The sequence below is a fragment of the Cellulomonas pakistanensis genome, from assembly GCF_016862755.1.
In the GTDB taxonomy this organism is placed as follows: Bacteria; Actinomycetota; Actinomycetes; order Actinomycetales; family Cellulomonadaceae; genus Cellulomonas; species Cellulomonas pakistanensis.
The window spans coordinates 91,106-110,265 of the sequence record NZ_BONO01000011.1 but is presented as its reverse complement, the minus strand read 5'-3'; the positions used below and the strand labels follow the sequence as shown (position 1 = coordinate 110,265).

Here is a 19,160-nt window from a genome sequence, read left to right as displayed (position 1 = left end):
GGGGTACCGCGGCACCGACCGCGGTACCCCCGTTGCCGTGCCACCCAGTACCACAGCCGTACCGGCACTCACGGCCGACCCAGGCCCGGGCGCAGCACACCTATCCGGCGTGCCTACACTTGCGCCTTGCGAGTACCCCTTCCCGTGAGGCAAGGACCCCATGGCCACCTCTGTGACGACCCGTGCCTCCGGCGCGCGCTCCGCGCCCGACGCACCGGTCTCGGCCCGACGCTCCCGCTTGCGGGGCGCCGCGCCCACCCTGACCTTCCTCGGTCGACGCCTCCTGTCGTCCGCGATCGTGCTGCTCGGGGCGACGTTCATCGTCTACATGCTCCTGTCCTACGCGCTCGACCCGCTCGAGGACCTGCGCACCAGCACGGCCCCCAACAAGGAGGCGCTGATCGAGGCGCGCGTGCGCGCCCTCGACCTGAACACCCCTCCGGTGATCCGCTACTTCAAGTGGCTCGGCGGGGTGTTCACCGGTGACCTCGGCACCAGCTGGGTGAGCGGGCAGCCCGTCACCAGCCTGCTGTCCTCGGCCATCCCGAGCACCGTGCAGCTGGTGGCGGCGTCGACGCTCATCGCGATCGGCCTCGGCGTCCTCGTCGGCATCGTGTCGGCACTGCGCCAGTACACGCGCTTCGACTACTCGGTGACGTTCCTGTCGTTCGTGCTCTACTCGCTGCCGTCCTTCTGGGTCGCGGTGCTGCTGAAGCTCTGGGGCGCCATCGGGTTCAACGACTTCCTCGCGGACCCGACCATCCCGCCGGTGTGGATGGCGGTCCTGGCCCTGGCGTCCGGCGTGGTCTGGTCGTCGATCATCGGCGGCAGCCGGCGTGCCCGGTGGATCTCGTTCGCCGCCGCGACCCTGTCGACGGTCGCGGTGCTCGTGTTCGTCACCGGCACGGGCTGGCTGCTCGACCCGAGCCTGGGGATCGTCGGCGTCGTCGCGATCGGCGTGGGCATCGCGTTCGGGGTCGTCGCGCTGACCGCCGGCCTCGGGAACCGCCGCGCGCTCTACGCCTCGCTCACCACCGTCGCCATCGGCGCGGCGCTGTACTACCCGCTCCAGTACGTGTTCGTGAACGCGACCACGCCGCTGATCCTCGGTCTCGGCGTCGTCACGATCGCGGTGGGCGTCGCGGTCGGCTGGGCCTTCGGCGGCTACGACCGGGGCATCTCCATGCGCGCCGCGGCGGTCACGGCGCTCGGCGTCGGCCTCCTGATCTACGTGGACCGCGTCATGCGGGTCTGGGAGAGCTACTCCAACGCCTCGCAGATCAACGGCCGCCCGATCGCGACGATCGGCTCCCAGACCCCCGGCCTGACCGGGAGCTACTGGGTGGAGACGCTCGACCGGTTCACGCACCTCGTGCTGCCGACGATCGCCCTCATCCTGATCTCGTTCGCCAGCTACACCCGGTACTCCCGGGCGAGCCTGCTCGAGGTCATGAACCAGGACTACATCCGCACCGCGCGCGCCAAGGGCCTCTCGGAGCGGGTCGTGACCACGCGGCACGCGTTCCGCAACGCGCTGATCCCCCTGGCCACGATCGTGCCGCTCGACATCGCGGCGCTGTTCGGCGGCGCGATCATCACCGAGCGCATCTTCGCGTGGAGCGGCATGGGCGCCCTGTTCATCAAGTCGCTGCAGGGCAGGGACGCGGACCCGGTCATGGGGTACTTCCTGGTGACCGGCACGCTCCTGGTCCTCGCCAACATCGTGGTCGACTTCGTCTACGCGGCGCTCGACCCCCGGATCCGGGTGAACTCATGAGCATCACTCCTCCCCTCGAGCCGAACGAGGGCATCACCGACCCGAAGGCCCAGGTCGAGAACACCGAGAACGCGATCGAGCTCAAGGAGGTCGAGGGCCTCTCCCAGGGCCGCATCGTCCTGCGGCGGTTCGTGCGGCACCGCGGCGCGATGATCTCCGCCGTCGTGCTCGCGGCGGTCGTGCTCCTCGTGACCACCTCGATCGGCTGGGGCCCGATCCCCGGCTGGTGGCAGTACGGCTACCGCGAGACCAGCGACATCGTCAACGCCGGCGGCGCCCCGACCATGGGGTTCGAGGACGGCGGCTTCACCATCGGCCCGCACCCGTTCGGGCAGGACAACATCGGGCACGACGGGTTCGCGCTCGTCATGCGCGGCACCCAGCAGTCGCTCACCGTCATGTTCGTGATCGGCCTCCTGTCGACCACGATCGGCGTCGTCGTCGGCGCGCTGGCGGGCTTCTTCCGCGGCCGCCTCGACGACCTGCTCATGCGGTTCACCGACATGATCATCACGATCCCGGTCATCATGATCGGCGCCATCCTCGGCGTCCTGGTCGGCGGCGCGAACCCGTGGTCGCTGGCCATCGCCCTGTCGCTGGTGTCGTGGACGAACATGGCCCGCCTCGTGCGCGGCCAGTTCCTCACGCTGCGCGAGCGGGAGTTCGTCGACGCGGCCCGGGTGGCCGGCGCCTCGAACGCCCGGATCATGTTCAAGCACATCCTGCCGAACGCCGTCGGCGTGATCATCGTCAACGCGACGCTGCTCATGGCCTCGGCGATCCTGCTCGAGACCGCGCTGTCCTACCTGGGCTTCGGCATCAGCAGCCCCGAGGTGTCGCTCGGCCAGCTCATCAACGAGTACCAGACCGCCTTCGCCACCCGGCCCTGGCTGTTCTGGTGGCCCGGCCTGTTCATCGTGACGATCGCGCTGTGCGTGAACTTCATCGGCGACGGCCTGCGCGACGCGTTCGACCCGCGGCAGCGGCGCATCCCGACCAAGCGGGCCCTGGCCAAGGCGGACGCCCGCAAGGCTCGCGCGCAGGCCCGGGCCGCGGCGCGAGCCTGACGTGTCAGAGCGCCACGGTCAGCACGCTGGCCGCGATCAGCACCGCGATCGCGGCCAGCGTGCCGGCGTGCCAGCGCACCCGCGGGGTGGCCCGCTCGAGGCGGGGGTCCTCCAGGACGCCCGCGTCGCGCAGCTCCTCCCAGCGGCGGCGCACGATGATGGCCGCCTGGCCGGAGGCGCTCGACGCCAGGTCGCCGGGGCGCACGGTCCCGCCCGGGCCGTAGGTGGAGCCGGGGAGGTCGGCGACGTCGCCCGCGCCGGAGGTCGCCACGCGGCTCCTGCCCGGGGCGGGTGCCGCCCACGCCGCGTAGTCGCCGTAGGCGGTGTGCAGCGTCAGGGCGTAGCGGGTGTCGACCCGCTGGATCGTCGGCCAGGGCAGCTCGATCGTCCGGGTGACGTTGCGGAGCTCGACGCCCGCGGGGCTGACCAGCACGGCGGGGCGCCAGTAGGCGGCCCACACCCACAGCACCACCAGCACCACCGGTGCCACGTAGGGCCACGTCGCCCCCGCGTCGGCCACCAGACCGGTCACGAGGCCCCCGAGCCCCAGGACCGCCACGACCACCGCCAGCACCCGGCCGAAGGCCGGCCTGTACTCCACCACGTCCGCCGAGACCATGCGGCCATCGTCCCAGACCAGCGGACGTCCGCCCCTCTCGACGTCGCGCGGCCCGCCCACATCGGGCCGTCCCACGGAAGGATCTCGTGAACCGTGACCACTGACCACGCCACCGCCCCCGGCGGCCCCAGCGTCGACGCCAAGGAGCCGATCCTCGAGGTCCGCGACCTCACGGTCGAGTTCTTCGTCGACGGCGAGTGGTTCCCGGCCGCCCAGGACGTCAGCTACGACGTCCGCCCGGGCGAGGTCCTCGCGATCGTCGGCGAGTCGGGCTCCGGCAAGACGCAGTCGTCGATGTCGCTGATCGGCCTGCTGCCGCCGAACGGCCGCTCCGAGGGCTCCGCGAAGCTCGCGGGCCGCGAGCTGCTGGGCCTCAACCACAAGCAGCTGAGCAAGGTGCGGGGCAAGGACGTCTCCGTCATCTTCCAGGAGCCGATGACGGCGCTGAACCCGGTCTACACGGTCGGGTTCCAGATCGTCGAGACGCTGCGCGTGCACTTCGACATGACGCCGAAGGACGCGCGCGCCCGCGCGATCGAGCTGCTGCGCCTGGTCGACCTGCCCCGCCCGGAGGAGGCCGTCGACAAGTACCCGCACCAGCTGTCCGGCGGCCAGCGCCAGCGCGCGATGATCGCCCAGGCGCTCGCCTGCGAGCCGAAGCTGCTCATCGCGGACGAGCCGACCACGGCGCTCGACGTCACCGTCCAGGCCGAGATCCTCAAGCTCATGCGCGACCTGCGGCACCGCGTCGACGCCGGCATCATCCTCATCACCCACGACATGGGCGTGGTCGCGGACCTGTCGGACCGCGTCATGGTGATGAAGAACGGGCGCGTCGTGGAGTCCGGCTCCGCCGACGAGGTGTTCAACCGCCCGCAGCACGAGTACACCCGGCAGCTGCTGGACGCCGTGCCGCACCTCGGCTCGGAGTCCTACGCCGCGCAGGGCCTGCACGGCGAGCACCCGGTCGCCCAGGCCGAGGGCACGCTGCACGTCACCGAGCGCGCGGGCGTCGACCCGTTCGGCACCGCCGCCCCGGCGCGCGCCACGAGCTACTCGCTCGAGGCGAAGGACCTGGTCATCGAGTACCCGGGCCGCGGTCGCGTCCCCGCTTTCCGCGCGATCAACGGCATCGACCTGACCATCGGCGCGGGCGAGGTCGTCGGCCTGGTCGGCGAGTCCGGCTCCGGCAAGACCACCGTCGGCCGCGCCGCGGTCGGCCTGCTGCCCGTCGCGGGCGGCTCGCTCAAGGTCAACGGCGTCGAGCTGGCCGGCATCAAGCCGAAGGACCTGCGCGCCGTGCGCCAGGACGTCTCGATCGTGTTCCAGGACCCGGGCTCCTCGCTGAACCCGCGCCTGCCGATCGGCGAGTCCATCGGCGAGCCGCTCAAGCTGCACAAGGTCGCGTCGGGCGCCGACCTGGACCGCCGGGTCGAGTCGCTGCTCGACCGGGTGCACCTGCCCCGCGCCATGCGGAACCGCTACCCGCACGAGCTGTCCGGCGGTCAGCGCCAGCGCGTCGGCATCGCCCGCGCCCTGGCCCTGTCGCCCAAGCTGCTGATCGCCGACGAGCCGACGTCCGCCCTCGACGTGTCGGTGCAGGCGCGCGTGCTGGAGCTGTTCCAGGAGCTGCAGCGCGAGTACGGCTTCGCCTGCCTGTTCATCAGCCACGACCTCGCGGTCGTCGAGATCCTGTCCAACCGGATCGCCGTGATGAGCAAGGGCGACCTGGTCGAGGTGGGCCCGCGCGAGCAGATCCTGCGCTCGCCGCAGCAGGACTACACGCGGCGCCTGCTCGCCGCGGTGCCCGTGCCGAACCCGGCCGAGCAGAAGCTGCGCCGCGAGGAGCGGGACCGGCTGCTCGCCGCGGCCGCGCCCGCCGGCACGTCCGCCGCGGAGCACGCGGTGGCCGACGGGCAGCGCGTCCAGGCGTTCGAGGACGAGCAGGTCACCAACGCGGGCCGGTACGACGGCAACCTCCGCCCGCGCGGCGGCGGCGACGGCTCGGTCTGATCCCGCACTCCCTGCGTCCGCGCCCCGGCACGATCCTCGTGCCGGGGCGCGCGTGCGCGTACACTTGATCGGCGCTCGACGTCGTCGCGCCCCTCTTCCTTCCCTCTCTCGCGGAAACGAGTCCTGACATGACTGCGCCTACTTCGCCCACGGGCACCCTCGTGCGCGGCGACCTGCGCAACGTCGCGATCGTCGCGCACGTCGACCACGGCAAGACCACCCTCGTCGACGCCATGCTCCACCAGTCGGGCGCCTTCGGCGCGCACGCCCACGTGGACGAGCGCGCGATGGACTCCGGCGACCTCGAGCGCGAGAAGGGCATCACCATCCTCGCGAAGAACACCGCGGTCCGGTACGCCGGCCCCGCGGCGGCCGCGGCGGGCGAGCCCGGTGGCATCACGATCAACGTGATCGACACCCCGGGCCACGCCGACTTCGGCGGCGAGGTCGAGCGCGGCCTGTCGATGGTCGACGGCGTCGTGCTGCTCGTCGACGCGTCCGAGGGCCCGCTGCCGCAGACCCGGTTCGTGCTCCGCAAGGCCCTGGCCGCGAAGCTCCCCGTCATCATCGTGGTGAACAAGGTCGACCGCCCCGACTCCCGGATCACCGAGGTCGTCGCCGAGGCGACCGACCTGCTGCTGGGCCTGGCGTCCGACCTGCACGACGAGGTCGAGGACCTGGACCTCGACGCGATCCTCGACGTCCCGGTCGTGTACGCCGCCGCCAAGGCCGGCCGCGCGTCGCTGACCCAGCCCGCCGACGGCAGCCTGCCGGAGGACTCGGACAGCCTGGAGCCGCTGTTCCAGACGATCCTCGAGAAGATCCCGGCCCCGACGTACACCGAGGGCGCGCCGCTGCAGGCGCACGTCACCAACCTCGACGCCTCGCCGTTCCTCGGCCGGCTCGCGCTGCTCCGCATCTTCAACGGCGAGCTGACCAAGGGCCAGACGGTCGCCTGGGCGCGCGCCGACGGCACGATGCAGAACGTCCGCATCACCGAGCTGCTCGAGACCAAGGCGCTCGACCGCGTGCCGACCGAGAAGGCCGGCCCCGGCGACATCGTCGCGGTCGCGGGCATCGCCGACATCACCATCGGCGAGACGCTGACCGACCCCGACGACCCGCGGCCGCTGCCGCTGATCACGGTCGACGACCCGGCGATCTCGATGACCATCGGCATCAACACCTCGCCGCTGGCGGGCAAGGGCGGCAAGGGCCACAAGGTCACGGCCCGCCAGGTCAAGGACCGCCTCGACTCGGAGCTCATCGGCAACGTGTCGCTCCGCGTCGTCCCCACCGACCGCCCCGACGCCTGGGAGGTGCAGGGCCGCGGCGAGCTGGCGCTGGCGATCCTGGTCGAGCAGATGCGCCGCGAGGGCTTCGAGCTCACCGTCGGCAAGCCGCAGGTGGTCACGAAGACCATCGACGGCAAGGTGCACGAGCCGGTCGAGCGCATGACCATCGACGTGCCCGAGGAGTACCTGGGCGCCGTCACGCAGCTGCTCGCGCAGCGCAAGGGCCGCATGGAGACCATGTCGAACCACGGCACCGGCTGGGTCCGCATGGAGTTCCTGGTCCCGTCGCGCGGCCTCATCGGCTTCCGCACCCGGTTCCTCACCGACACCCGCGGCACCGGCATCGCGTCCTCGATCGCCGAGGGCTACGAGCCCTGGGCCGGCCCCATCGAGACCCGCGTCGCGGGCTCGCTGGTCGCCGACCGCGCCGGCTCCGTGACGCCGTTCGCGATGATCAACCTGCAGGAGCGCGGGTCGTTCTTCGTCGACCCGACGCAGGAGGTCTACGAGGGCATGATCGTCGGCGAGAACTCCCGCGCCGAGGACATGGACGTCAACATCACCAAGGAGAAGAAGCTCACCAACATGCGCTCCTCCACCGCCGACAACTTCGAGAACCTGGTGCCGCCGCGGCACCTGACCCTCGAGGAGTCGCTGGAGTTCGCCCGCGAGGACGAGTGCGTCGAGGTGACCCCCGAGGTGGTGCGGATCCGCAAGGTGATCCTGGACCAGACGGAGCGCGCCCGGGCCGCGGCCCGCACCAAGCGCTCCTGACGGCGGGCTGGTCAGGGCGCGCGCATGAGCACGGCGGTGCCGACGACGAGCACGCCGACCCGCACGGGTGGCGTGCTCGCGGTGCACGCGCACCCGGACGACGAGACGCTGTCGACCGGCGCGCTGCTGGCGACGTGGGCGGCGGCCGGCTCGCCCGCGACGGTGGTGACCTGCACGCGCGGCGAGCGCGGCGAGGTGATCGGCGCGCCGCTCGCGGCCCTGGAGGGCGACGGCCCGGCGCTGGCCGCGCACCGCGAGGGCGAGCTGACGGCCGCGGTGGCCGCCCTGGGCGCGACCCAGGTCTTCCTGGACGCCCTGCCGTCGCGCCCGGACCTCGCCGACGGCGCCGATCGCGCCGAGCGGGCAGAGGGTGTCGTCTCCCGCGGGTCCGAGGGGACGTCGTCTGCCCGCTCGGCGCGCGACGCCGCCGCCTGGCGGTACGAGGACTCCGGGATGGCGTGGGTCTCCGTCGGGGCCGCGGGGGCGGCCGCCGAGGTCCCGGCCGCGGCGCTCGTGTCCGTGCCGCTCGACGTCGCCGCCGCGCGGCTCGCCGGGCTGCTGCTCGACCGGCGGCCCGACCTCGTCGCGACCTACGAGCCGGGCGGCGGGTACGGCCACCCGGACCACGTCCGGGCGCACGCGATCACGGCGCGCGCGGTCGAGCTGGCGACCGCGGCCGCCGGCGACGGCTGGGCGCCGGCCGTCGCGTGGGCCGTCGCGCCGGAGGCGGCCCTGCGCGCGGGGTACGCCGCGCTCGCCGACGACCCGGGCGCGCGCGCCGTGCTGGCCGCCGCGGCCGGCGACCGCCGCGCGACCCGCGAGGGGCCGCTCGCGCTGCCCGACCCCGCCGGCCCGCTGCCGTCCGTCGCCACCGACGGCGTCGTGGACCTGACGGTCGACGTGCTGCCGGTCCGGGACCGCGTGCTCGCGGCCCTGCGCGCGCACGCCACCCAGGTGCAGGCCGTGACGGCGCTGGACCACCCGGACGCCGTCGCCTGCTACGCGCTGTCGAACCTCGTGCTGGCGCCGGTGCTGCCGACGGAGTCGTACGCCTGGGCGCCGGGCCGCGCCCCGTCCGCCCCGCTCCCGCGCTGACTCCCGCCCGCCGAGGTCGGCGGTCCCGCGCCGACCTCGGCAGCCACCGGTGCCGATGCCGACCGCGGACCGACGAACCCGGCGCGGTAGCCTGGCGCGCGTGCCGATCGTGACGCCCCGGATGGTCCTCCGCGCCCTCGGCGCCCTGCTGCTCGGCGTCCTCGTGGGCGCCGTCGGCACGGTCATGCACCGGTCCGTGCGGCCCTGGGGGCTCGTCGTCTGCCTGCTGCTCGTGCTGGCCGCCGCCGTGACCGTGCGCGCGTGGGCGGGCTGGACCGGGTCGCTCGGGCTGCTCGTCGGGCTTTTCGGCTCGGTGCAGGTGCTGTCGGGTCTCGGGCCGGGCGGGGACGTGCTGGTGCCGGGCGGGGACGCCGCCCTGGGCTGGGGCTGGGCGCTCGGCGCGCTCGCCGTCGCCCTCGGTGTGGCCCTCGCGCCGCGCCGGTGGTTCGCCGAGGTGCCGCTGCGCCGCCCGAGCGCGCCGTGACCACGGTCGACCCGCTGTACGGGGACGGCGCCGCCGCGACCGGCGCCGCGGCGACCGACGCGTTCCGGTCGGCGATGGGTCGGCTGCCCGCGGGCGTCGTCGTCGTGTCCGTCCGCTGGAAGGGGACGGACCACGCGATGACCGCGTCGGCGCTCACGTCCGTCTCGCTCGAGCCGCCGATGCTGCTGCTCTGCGTGCACCAGGACGCGCGCGTGCGCGACGCGCTGGACGACGTCGACACCTGGGCGGTGAGCGTGCTCGCGGACGACCACGCGCCGGTGGCCGACTGGCTGGCGTCCCCGGGGCGGCCGGCGGTCGGCCAGCTCGCGCGCGTCCCGCACGTCCCCGCGCCCCGGTCGGGCGCGGCGTGGGTCTCCGGCGCGGCCGCGTGGTTCGAGTGCCGCACCGCCCGCATCGTGCCGGCGGGGGACCACGACGTGGTGCTCGCGGACGTCCTCGAGTCGCGTGAGGGGGACCCGGAGGCGGGGTCGCTCGTGCACCTGCGTCGGCGCGTGCGCGGCCTGCGCTGACCGGGGTCCCGGCGGCGTGCCGGGCGCCGTCCCCGGTCGTTGCGAAGTCGTGACCTGCGAACCGCCCCAAATCGGGTCAGCCGCACGGGGCGGGACGGGGTGACGGCCGTAGAATCGGCGGTCGCGGCGCCCGGATCCTGGCGGCGCGCACTCGCGAGGGGGACCGGATGGCGAAGGGCAGCGCGGAGGGCACCGAGCCCGTCGTGGACGGGGACGGCTCCGAGGAGCAGTGGTCCCCGCTCGACGAGTTCGACGCCGACCGCCCGCGGCGCCGGTGGCTGCGCACGCTGCTGGTCGTGGGCGGCGTGGTCGTCGTGCTCGGCGGCGCCTACGTCGGCGCCGCGTACGCGCTGGCCGACCGGGTCCCGCGCGGCACGACGGTCGCCGGGGTCGAGGTCGGCGGTCTCACCGCCGCGGCCGCGCGGGAGCGGCTGACGGGCGAGATCGGTGAGCTCGCGACCCAGGCCGTGCCGGTCGCCGCCCGGGACATCTCCGGCGCCGTCGACCCGGCCGCCGCGGGGCTGACCCTCGACGTCGACGCCACCGTGGACGGGCTGACCGGCGCGGACCTGCGACCCCAGCGGCTGTGGCAGCACCTGGTCGGCGGCGCCGCCGAGGAGCCGGTCACCGTCGTCGACGACGCGCGGCTCGACGCCGCGATCGAGGGACTGGCCGGGACGCTCGCCCTGGCGCCGGTCGACGGCTCGATCGCGTTCGCGGACGGCGAGGCGCACGCGGTCGCCGCCGAGGACGGCTGGGCGCTGGACGCCGACGCCGCCCGCGACACGCTGGTCAGCAGCTGGCTCACCGCCGCGCGGCCGATCGAGCTGGACACGGAGGTCGTCGAGCCGGACATCACGCAGGAGGAGACCGACCGCGCGCTGCAGGAGGTCGCGTCCCGCGTCGCCGCCGCGCCCGTCGCCGTCCAGGTCGCCGGCCAGACGGTCGAGCTGCCGGTCGACGTGCTGACCGCGACCGCCTCGATGGTCCCGGAGGAGTCCGACCTGGTCCTGCGCATGGACGGCGCGGCCCTCGTCGAGGCCGTGCTGGCGCGCTCGACGAACCTGCTGAGCACCGCCTCGGACGCGCGGTTCGAGTTCCAGGACGGCGCGCCGGTGATCGTGCCGGGCACTCCCGGCACGACGCTCGACCCCGCCACGCTCGCGGAGGCGGTCGCCGCGGCGACGCAGGCGGACCAGCGCGACGCGGCGGTCGAGCTCGTCCAGTCCGACCCGGCGCAGACCACCGAGGCGCTCCAGGCGCTCGGCGTCGCCCAGGTGGTCTCCGAGTTCTCGACGCCCCTGACCTCGGAGCCGCGCCGCACCCAGAACATCGCGGCGGGCGCCGCCGCCATCAACGGCACGCTGGTGCGGCCGGGGGAGACGTTCAGCCTCACCGACGCGCTCGGCCCGATCGACGCGGCGCACGGCTTCACCACCGCGGGCGCCATCGTGAACGGCGAGCACACCGACGCCTGGGGCGGCGGTCTGTCCCAGCTGTCCACGACGACCTACAACGCCGCGTACTTCGCCGGCATGGAGGACGTGGAGCACAAGCCGCACTCCGAGTGGTTCACCCGGTACCCGGCCGGCCGCGAGGCGACCCTGTTCACCGGCACGCTCGACATGCGGTGGAAGAACACCACGCCCTACGGCGCGCTCGTCCAGGCGTACACCGCGGGCGGGCAGACCGTGGTCAAGATCTGGAGCACGCCGTACTTCGAGGTCACGACCGAGGCCGGCCCCAAGACCAACGTCGTGCAGCCGACGACGGTGTACTCGCAGACCGCGACGTGCGCGCCGCAGTCCGCGGGCAACCCGGGCTTCCGGATCACGAACACGCGGACGATCAAGCTCAACGGCGAGGTCGTCGCGGTCGAGCCGTCCACCTGGACGTACAAGGCCCAGAACCGCGTGGTGTGCGGCCCGGACCCGGCGGCGGCGCCGGCGGGCTGAGGCCCGGGCCGCGCGGCGAGCCGGCGGAGGTGGCGCGCGCTCAGCGTCGCGGGCGGCGCTCCGGCGCGGGCGGCACCAGCTTGCCGAGCGCGATCTCGTCGCCCGGCACCCGCACGTCCCCGGTGCGGCGGGTGCGGACGGTGACGCCGTCGTCGTCCACGGCCACGAGGTCGCCGAGCACGTCGGTGTAGGGCTGCGGCTCGCCCGCGGGCAGCCGCCGGCGCACGACGGCGCGGGCGCCGACGGGCCAGGCGCGCCAGGGCGGCGCGGGCTCGCCGGGCGGCGGCGCGGCCCCGGCGGGCGGCGGCGTGGCCCCGCCGGGCGGCGGTCCGGGCGGCCGGCTGGCGTCGCTGGTCACTGTGGTCCCCGTCTCGTCGTGGCCTGCTGCGCCGTGCGAGCGCAGGTGAGCGATACTAGGAGCAGCCAGCCCGACCCGACCCGGACCGTGCCCGACCGCCGAGGCCGGGGGCGCGTGGAGGACACCGTGACCTACGTGATCGCCCAGCCCTGCGTGGACGTCAAGGACAAGGCGTGCATCGAGGAGTGCCCCGTCGACTGCATCTACGAGGGCAAGCGGTCGCTCTACATCCACCCCGACGAGTGCGTCGACTGCGGCGCCTGCGAGCCGGTGTGCCCCGTCGAGGCGATCTACTACGAGGACGACGTCCCCGAGCAGTGGAGCGAGTACTACAAGGCCAACGTCGAGTTCTTCGACGACCTGGGCTCGCCCGGCGGCGCCGCCAAGATGGGCGAGATCCCCAAGGACCACCCGATCATCGCGACGCTGCCGCTTCAGGTGCACGGCGAGTAGGCGCGTGGGCCTGCTGACCGGCGCGCTGCCGGACTTCCCCTGGGACACGCTGACCCCGTACGCGGACCGGGCGCGCGCGCACCCCGACGGCATCGTCGACCTGTCGGTGGGCACCCCGGTCGACCCGACCCCCGAGGTCGTGCGGCGCGCGCTGGCCGACGCCGCGGACGCGCCCGGGTACCCGCAGACGTGGGGGACGCCGGCCCTGCGCGAGGCGGTCGTCGCCTGGTTCGCCCGGCGCCGCGGCGTCCCGGGCCTGGACCCCGCGGGCGTGCTGCCGACGGTCGGCTCCAAGGAGCTCGTCGCCCTGCTGCCGTCGCTGCTGCGGCTGGGCGCGGGCGACCTGGTGGCCCACCCCGCCGCCGCCTACCCGACCTACGACGTGGGCGCCCGGCTGGCCGGGGCCGAGCCCGTCGCGACCGACGATCCCGTGGCGCTCCTCGCCGGGCCGGACGGGGACCGGGTGCGCCTCGTCTGGCTGAACTCGCCGGGCAACCCCGACGGCCGCGTGCTCGGCGTCGACGAGCTGCGCGCCGTCGTCGAGGCCGCCCGCGCCGCCGCCGCACGCACCGGCCGCCCCGTCGTGGTCGCGTCGGACGAGTGCTACGCCGAGCTGGCCTGGGACGAGCCGTGGGCCACGAGCGGCGTGCCGAGCGTGCTCGACCCGCGGGTCACCGGCGGCGACGTCACCGGGCTGCTCGCGGTGTACTCGCTGTCCAAGCAGTCGAACCTCGCCGGCTACCGCGCGGCGTTCACGGCGGGCGACCCGGCCCTGGTCGCGGACCTGCTCGCCACCCGCAAGCACATGGGGATGATCGTGCCGGCCCCGGTGCAGGCGGCCACGGCCGTCGCGCTCGGCGACGACGCGCACGTCGCGCAGCAGCGCGAGCGGTACCGCGCGCGGCGCGCGGCGCTCCTCGGGGCGCTCGTCGACGCGGGGCTGGTCGTCGACCGGTCGGCCGCCGGGCTGTACCTGTGGGCGCGCCCGGCGGAGGGCGACGACGACTGCTGGGCCACCGTCGGGCGGCTGGCCGACCGCGGCATCCTGGTCGCGCCGGGGGCGTTCTACGGCGCCCCGCGGCACGTGCGGGTCGCGCTCACGGGCACGGACGAGCGGATCGCGGCGGCGGTCGCGCGGCTCGCGGCGGTCGCGGCGCGCTGACGTCGCGCCGGGTGGTGCGGCGCGGCCGGGCCGCGAGCGGCCGTGTGACCCTCGTCACAGGCCATCTCGCCGCCCCCGGGTGTATCAGCCCCCGGTCGGCACGTAGCCTCGTCGCAGGCCGACGCCACCCCCGTGGCTCGCGCCCGCACCGCAGCGGCCGCCGGCCCCCGTACGACTGCACGACCTCGCGGACCACCGGACCGAGGTCCGGCACCCCGCACACCGCCCGAGGAGGAGCGCCATGTCCGACGTCACCACCGAGCCTGTCCAGCTGGTCGTCGACGGCACCCCGCACGACCTGCCCGTCGTCCGGGCGACCGAGGGCAACGACGGCGTCGTCGTGTCCTCGCTGCTGCGCGAGACCGGCCTGGTCACCGTCGACCCCGGCTTCATGAACACCGCGTCCTGCGAGTCGCAGATCACCTACATCGACGGCGACGCCGGCATCCTGCGCTACCGCGGGTACCCGATCGACCAGCTCGCGGAGCGCTCGTCCTTCCTCGAGGTGGCGTACCTGCTCATCAACGGGGAGCTGCCGACGCCCGACCAGCTGGACGCGTTCGTCGAGCGGATCAACCGGCACACGTTCGTGCACGAGAACTTCCGCACGTTCATGGGGACGTTCCCGTCGGGCGCGCACCCGATGGCGGTCATGTCGTCCGCGATCAACGCGCTGCCGACGTTCTACCCGGAGTCGCTCGACCCGTTCGACCCGGCGACGGTCGAGCTCGCGACCGTGCTGATCCTCGCGAAGACCCGCACGATCACGTCGTACCTGCACCGCACCTCGCGCGGCGAGCCGCTGCTGTACCCGGACTACTCGCGCGGGTACATCGAGGACTTCCTGCGCATGACGTTCGCGGTGCCGTACCAGCAGTACGACGTCGACCCCACCGTGGTGAAGGCGCTCGACAAGCTGCTCATCCTGCACGCGGACCACGAGCAGAACTGCTCGACCTCGACCGTGCGGATCGTCGGCTCCAGCCACGCGAACCTCTACGCCTCGGTCGCGGCCGGCATCAACGCGCTGTCCGGCCCGCTGCACGGCGGCGCCAACGAGGCCGTGCTCAGGATGCTCGCCGAGATCCAGGCGAACGGCGGCGACGCCACCGAGTTCATGCGCCGCGTGAAGAACAAGGAGCAGGGCGTCCGGCTCATGGGCTTCGGGCACCGGGTCTACAAGAACTACGACCCGCGCGCCGCGATCGTCAAGGAGAGCGCCGACGCGGTGCTCGCCGCGCTCGGCAAGGACAACGAGCTGCTGGACATCGCGCGCACCCTCGAGGAGATCGCGCTGTCCGACGAGTACTTCATCTCGCGCAAGCTGTACCCGAACGTCGACTTCTACACCGGCCTGATCTACAAGGCGATGGGCTTCGACGAGCGCATGTTCACGCCGCTGTTCGCGCTCGGCCGCATGCCCGGCTGGATCGCGCAGTGGCGGGAGATGATGACCGACCCGCAGACGAAGATCGGCCGCCCGCGGCAGGTGTACTCGGGCTCGCCCGAGCGCGACTACGTGGACCTCGCCGCGCGCTGACGCCGCGGGCGTGGCGGGTCAGGGCGTCGCGGGGAGCGTGAGGGCGACCGTGCCCGGCGGGACGGCGGCCGCCTCGGCCTCCGCGCCGCCGGCGACCCAGCCGTCGCCGCCGCGGTCCCACCGGCTGTCGCCGACCTCGACCGCCTCGACGCCCAGCGCCTCGGCGGCGGCGACGGCCCACTGACCGACGGCCCAGGACGCCCGCACGGGGTCCCCGCCGGTCACGGCCGCCAGACCGCCGGTGTCGAGCAGCAGGACCGGGCCGGTCGACCCGTCGGCCGAGGCGTCGAGCGCCGTCGAGACGGTCCCGGCGAGGTCGCGCTGGACGCGCGCGGCGACGGCGTCGACGTCGCCCGGGCCCTGCGCGGGGTCCAGGTCGCAGTGCACGGCGGCGGGCGTCCAGCCGGTGAGCGCGGACGCCCACGCGCGGGACCGGGGCTCGTGCTGGGCGTAGGCGTCGGGGAACCCGGAGCGCTGCACGGCCTGCGCCGCCTCGGTCACCGGCAGCTCGGTGTACCCGGGCACCTGGACCAGCCCGTCGTAGAACTTCCCGGTCGAGTAGACGGGGTCCATGATCTGCTCGACGGTGCCCCAGCCCTGCGACGGCCGCTGCTGGAACAGGCCCACCGAGTCGCGGTCCCCGTAGTCGATGTTGATCATCCGCGACTCCTGCAGCGCCGTCGCGAGGCCGATCGTGGCGGCGCGCGCGGGCAGCCCGCGGTGCGCGGCGGTCAGGGCGATGAGCGCCGCGTTGTCCGCCTGGTCCGCCGACAGCGTCCACGCCGTGCCGTCGAGGGTCGCGGTGCACCGCCGGGACGCCTCCGCCGGGCCGGTGCCGCCGAGCGTCCACACGACCGCGCCGACCGCCCCGGCCAGCAGGACCAGGGCGGTCAGCGCCGCGCAGCCGAGGCGCGAGGCCGTGCGGCGGCGGGACATCTCAGTTGGCGTGCAGCGCGGCGTTGAGCGTGATGCCGGTGCCGGTGCGCGCGACGGCCTCGACCCCGCCGGTGAGGGAGTTCCGGCGGAACAGCACGCCGTCGGCGCCGGACAGCTCGCGGGCCTTGACGACGCGCGGGGCGCCGTCCTCGCCGGTCTGCCCGACCAGCGCGACCTTGGTGCCCGCGGTCAGGTAGAGGCCGGCCTCCACGACGCAGTCGTCCCCGAGCGAGACGCCCAGGCCGGCGTTCGCGCCGAGCAGCGACCGCGCGCCGATCGACACCCGCTCGCGCCCGCCGCCGGACAGCGTGCCCATGATGGACGCGCCGCCGCCGATGTCGCTGCCCTCGCCGACCACGACGCCCTGCGAGATGCGGCCCTCGACCATCGACGTGCCGAGCGTGCCGGCGTTGAAGTTCACGAAGCCCTCGTGCATGACGGTCGTGCCGGACGCGAGGTGCGCGCCGAGCCGGACGCGGTCCGCGTCGGCGACCCGCACGCCCGACGGGAGCACGTAGTCGACCATCCGCGGGAACTTGTCGACTCCGTAGACCGTGACCGGGCGGCCGGTGGCCGCGCGCAGCCGGGCGCGGGTGGTCTCGAAGCCCTCGACCGCGCACGGGCCGTGGTCGGTCCACACGACGTTCGGCAGCGCGCCGAACACCCCGTCCAGGTTGATCGTGTTCGGCGCCGCGAGGCGGTGCGACAGCAGGTGCAGGCGCAGGTAGGCGTCGGCGGTGTCGACGGGCTCGGCGTCCAGGTCGACCACGGTCAGCACGGTCTCGGTGCGCACGCCGCGGGCGGGGTCCGTCGTGACGAGAGCCGCGAGCTCCTCGGGGCACTCCGCGGCGGCCGGGACGTCGCCCAGCGCGGGCTGCGGGTACCACGTGTCGAGCACGGATCCGGAGTCGGTCAGGGTGGCCAGGCCCCATGCCCAGGCGGTGCGGTCGGTCATGCCGCTCAGCCTAGGCGCCGCGGACGGGCACGGTTTCGCCCCCGGGTAGGGTCGCGGGCGTGACGACGACCACCCCGCTCGACCTGACCGCCGACCTCACGACGCTGACCGCCGCGATCTGCGACATCCGCTCGGTGAGCGGCGGCGAGCGGGCCCTGGCCGACGCGGTCGAGGCGGCGCTGCGCGGGCACGCGCACCTCGAGGTGCTGCGCGACGGCGACGCGGTGGTGGCCCGGACGCACCTGGGCCGGGCGTCCCGGGTCGTGGTCGCCGGGCACATCGACACGGTGCCGGTGACCGAGGAGCCCGCGAACCTGCCGACCCGGCTCGAGGGCTCGGGCGACGACGCCGTGCTGTGGGGCCGCGGCACCGTCGACATGAAGGGCGGTGTCGCGGTGCAGCTGGCGCTCGCCGCCGCGCTCACCGAGCCCGGCCGCGACGTCACGTGGGTGTTCTACGACCACGAGGAGGTCGAGGCGTCGCTCAACGGCCTGGGCCGGATCGCCCGGGAGCACCCGGACTGGCTGGCCGCCGACTTCGCGGTCCTGTGCGAGCCCACCGACGCGGGCCTGGAGGGCGGCTGCAACGGCACGCTGCGCGCCGAGGTGCGGGTGGCCGGCGTCGCGGCGCACTCGGCGCGGGCCTGGACCGGGGTCAACGCGATCCACGGGGCCGCGCCGGTGCTCGCCCGGCTCGCCGCCTACGAGCCCGCCTCGGTCGAGGTCGACGGCCTGGTGTACCGCGAGGGCCTCAACGCCGTGCTGATCGGCGGCGGCGTCGCGACCAACGTCGTGCCGGACCGGTGCGTCGTCACCGTGAACTACCGGTTCGCCCCGTCCCGGTCGGTCGCCGAGGCGGAGGCGCACGTGCGCGAGCTGTTCGACGGCTTCGAGGTCGTGGTCACCGACGCCGCCGCCGGCGCGCGCCCCGGCCTGGACGACCCGGCCGCCGCCGAGTTCGCCGCCGCCGTGCTCGGCGTCACCGGCGGCGCCCCCGCGCCCAAGTACGGGTGGACCGACGTCGCGCGGTTCTCCGAGCTCGGGGTGCCCGCGGTGAACTTCGGCCCGGGGGACCCGCTGCTCGCGCACAAGGACGACGAGCGGCTGCCGGTCCGGCAGCTGCGGCTGTGCCACGACGCGCTGCGCGCCTGGCTGACGGCCTGACCCGGACGGCCGCCGGGGGTTCACCCCGGCGTCCCCCCGGCGGGCCGTGCGCGCACCGGGACGGACCGTAGAGTCGGGCCCATGAGCGACGACGGCGTTCCCGTCCCCGGCTCGGGCTACCGCAAGGGGCCCGTCCTGCTGCGGCGCGGGCAGATCCCGACCACCACCTCCGACCAGCGGCTGCTCTCCGGCGGCGACGGCGCCGACTGGCTGCACGGCGACCCGTGGCGGGTCATGCGGATCCAGAGCGAGTTCGTCGAGGGCTTCGGGGCGCTCGCGGAGCTCGGGCCCGCGGTCAGCGTCTTCGGCTCGGCGCGCACGGTGCCCGAGCACCCGGACTTCGCGCTGGGCGAGGAGGTCGGCCGGCTGCTCGCCGACGCGGGCTACGCGGTGATCACCGGCGGCGGCCCCGGCATCATGTCGGCCGCCAACAAGGGCGCGTCCGAGGCGGGCGGCCTGTCGGTCGGGCTCGGGATCGAGCTGCCGTTCGAGCAGGGCATGAACCCGTGGGTCGACCTCGGCGTGAACTTCCGCTACTTCTTCGCGCGCAAGACGATGTTCGTGAAGTACGCCGAGGGCTTCATCGTGCTGCCCGGCGGGTTCGGCACGTTCGACGAGCTGTTCGAGGCGCTCACCCTGGTGCAGACGCACAAGGTCACCGAATTCCCGATCGTGCTGGTCGGCACCGACTACTGGCAGGGCATGGTCGACTGGCTGCGCGGCCCGGTGCTCGACCGGGGCATGATCCGCGAGGCCGACCTCGCGCTGCTGCGGCTGGTCGACGACCCGGCGGAGGCCGTGCGGATCGTGCGCGACCGCGGCGACGAGCTGCGGGCCGCCGAGCGCGAGGCCGCGGCGGCGGCGGAGCGGGCGCAGGAGGAGTCCGAGGCGGAGGTGGCCGACGAGGCGGACGAGGTCGCGGGTGGGCGCTGACGCCGGGGGCGCGGCGACGGAGCCGGCGGGCGTGCCGGCGGCGGACCGGGC

The 19,160-nt window shown here is 74.6% G+C and carries 17 protein-coding genes; 13 read left to right on the top strand and 4 right to left on the bottom strand.

Translation table 11 applies throughout. The features are described from left to right. Nucleotides 1–160 precede the first annotated feature (160 nt). Entirely contained in the window at nt 161–1,777 is a 1,617-nt protein-coding gene (locus Cpa01nite_RS09055; RefSeq protein ID WP_203668422.1) for an ABC transporter permease, read from the top strand. Continuing rightward, nucleotides 1,774–2,844, top strand: a complete 1,071-nt coding sequence (locus Cpa01nite_RS09050) for an ABC transporter permease (RefSeq protein WP_203668421.1) — start codon at nt 1,774–1,776, stop codon at nt 2,842–2,844. The genes Cpa01nite_RS09055 and Cpa01nite_RS09050 overlap by 4 nt, the downstream gene beginning before the upstream one ends. Before the next feature lie 4 nt (nt 2,845–2,848). Here Cpa01nite_RS09050 and Cpa01nite_RS09045 read toward each other — a convergent pair whose 3' ends face one another. Next, entirely contained in the window at nt 2,849–3,463 is a 615-nt protein-coding gene (locus Cpa01nite_RS09045) for a PH domain-containing protein (protein WP_203668420.1), read from the bottom strand. 93 nt (nt 3,464–3,556) lie between these two features. On the opposite strand from Cpa01nite_RS09045, the gene Cpa01nite_RS09040 reads away from it, so the two are divergent. From Cpa01nite_RS09040 to Cpa01nite_RS09015, 6 genes are all read left to right on the top strand, one after another. Beyond that, nucleotides 3,557–5,476, top strand: a complete 1,920-nt coding sequence (locus tag Cpa01nite_RS09040) for an ABC transporter ATP-binding protein (RefSeq protein WP_203668419.1) — start codon at nt 3,557–3,559, stop codon at nt 5,474–5,476. 128 nt (nt 5,477–5,604) lie between these two features. Continuing rightward, nucleotides 5,605–7,545, top strand: coding sequence for a translational GTPase TypA (gene typA / locus Cpa01nite_RS09035; protein ID WP_203668418.1), 1,941 nt, complete (start codon nt 5,605–5,607; stop codon nt 7,543–7,545). 24 nt (nt 7,546–7,569) lie between these two features. Beyond that, complete coding sequence (locus Cpa01nite_RS09030) at nt 7,570–8,640, top strand: PIG-L family deacetylase (RefSeq protein ID WP_203668417.1); 1,071 nt, start codon at nt 7,570–7,572, stop codon at nt 8,638–8,640. A 100-nt stretch (nt 8,641–8,740) separates the two neighbouring features. After that, nucleotides 8,741–9,124, top strand: coding sequence for a hypothetical protein (locus tag Cpa01nite_RS09025; RefSeq protein ID WP_203668416.1), 384 nt, complete (start codon nt 8,741–8,743; stop codon nt 9,122–9,124). Continuing rightward, nucleotides 9,121–9,654, top strand: a complete 534-nt coding sequence (locus Cpa01nite_RS09020) for a flavin reductase family protein (RefSeq protein ID WP_239068652.1) — start codon at nt 9,121–9,123, stop codon at nt 9,652–9,654. Before Cpa01nite_RS09025 ends, Cpa01nite_RS09020 begins: the two co-directional genes overlap by 4 nt. Before the next feature lie 167 nt (nt 9,655–9,821). Then, nucleotides 9,822–11,609 (top strand): VanW family protein, encoded by a 1,788-nt coding sequence (locus Cpa01nite_RS09015; protein ID WP_203668415.1) that lies wholly within the window; start codon nt 9,822–9,824, stop codon nt 11,607–11,609. A gap of 40 nt (nt 11,610–11,649) precedes the next feature. Here the strand turns inward: Cpa01nite_RS09015 and Cpa01nite_RS18575 are convergent, their stop codons facing one another. Further along, entirely contained in the window at nt 11,650–11,967 is a 318-nt protein-coding gene (locus Cpa01nite_RS18575; protein ID WP_239068651.1) for a putative acetyltransferase, read from the bottom strand. 126 nt (nt 11,968–12,093) lie between these two features. On the opposite strand from Cpa01nite_RS18575, the gene fdxA reads away from it, so the two are divergent. From fdxA to Cpa01nite_RS08995, 3 genes are all read left to right on the top strand, one after another. Next, nucleotides 12,094–12,420 carry a ferredoxin gene (gene fdxA / locus Cpa01nite_RS09005; protein ID WP_203668414.1) on the top strand — a complete coding sequence of 109 codons (327 nt, stop codon included), beginning with the start codon at nt 12,094–12,096 and terminating at the stop codon, nt 12,418–12,420. A 4-nt stretch (nt 12,421–12,424) separates the two neighbouring features. After that, nucleotides 12,425–13,582 (top strand): succinyldiaminopimelate transaminase, encoded by a 1,158-nt coding sequence (dapC, locus tag Cpa01nite_RS09000; protein ID WP_203668413.1) that lies wholly within the window; start codon nt 12,425–12,427, stop codon nt 13,580–13,582. A 241-nt stretch (nt 13,583–13,823) separates the two neighbouring features. Then, nucleotides 13,824–15,122, top strand: a complete 1,299-nt coding sequence (locus Cpa01nite_RS08995; protein WP_203668412.1) for a citrate synthase — start codon at nt 13,824–13,826, stop codon at nt 15,120–15,122. Nucleotides 15,123–15,140: 18 nt separating this feature from the next. On the opposite strand, the gene Cpa01nite_RS08990 is transcribed toward Cpa01nite_RS08995, so the two are convergent. After that, the gene (locus Cpa01nite_RS08990) at nt 15,141–16,058 is read right to left on the bottom strand and encodes a hypothetical protein (RefSeq protein ID WP_239068650.1); all 918 of its coding nucleotides are present in this window, start codon (nt 16,056–16,058) and stop codon (nt 15,141–15,143) included. 1 nt (nt 16,059) lies between these two features. After that, nucleotides 16,060–17,013, bottom strand: coding sequence for a 2,3,4,5-tetrahydropyridine-2,6-dicarboxylate N-succinyltransferase (gene dapD / locus Cpa01nite_RS08985; RefSeq protein WP_203668411.1), 954 nt, complete (start codon nt 17,011–17,013; stop codon nt 16,060–16,062). Nucleotides 17,014–17,072: 59 nt separating this feature from the next. Between dapD and dapE the strand changes: the two genes are divergently transcribed. Both dapE and Cpa01nite_RS08975 read left to right on the top strand, forming a co-directional pair. Then, nucleotides 17,073–18,176, top strand: coding sequence for a succinyl-diaminopimelate desuccinylase (gene dapE, locus Cpa01nite_RS08980; protein ID WP_203668410.1), 1,104 nt, complete (start codon nt 17,073–17,075; stop codon nt 18,174–18,176). An 81-nt stretch (nt 18,177–18,257) separates the two neighbouring features. Then, nucleotides 18,258–19,109, top strand: a complete 852-nt coding sequence (locus tag Cpa01nite_RS08975) for an LOG family protein (protein ID WP_203668409.1) — start codon at nt 18,258–18,260, stop codon at nt 19,107–19,109. The last annotated feature ends 51 nt before the right edge of the window (nt 19,110–19,160 follow it).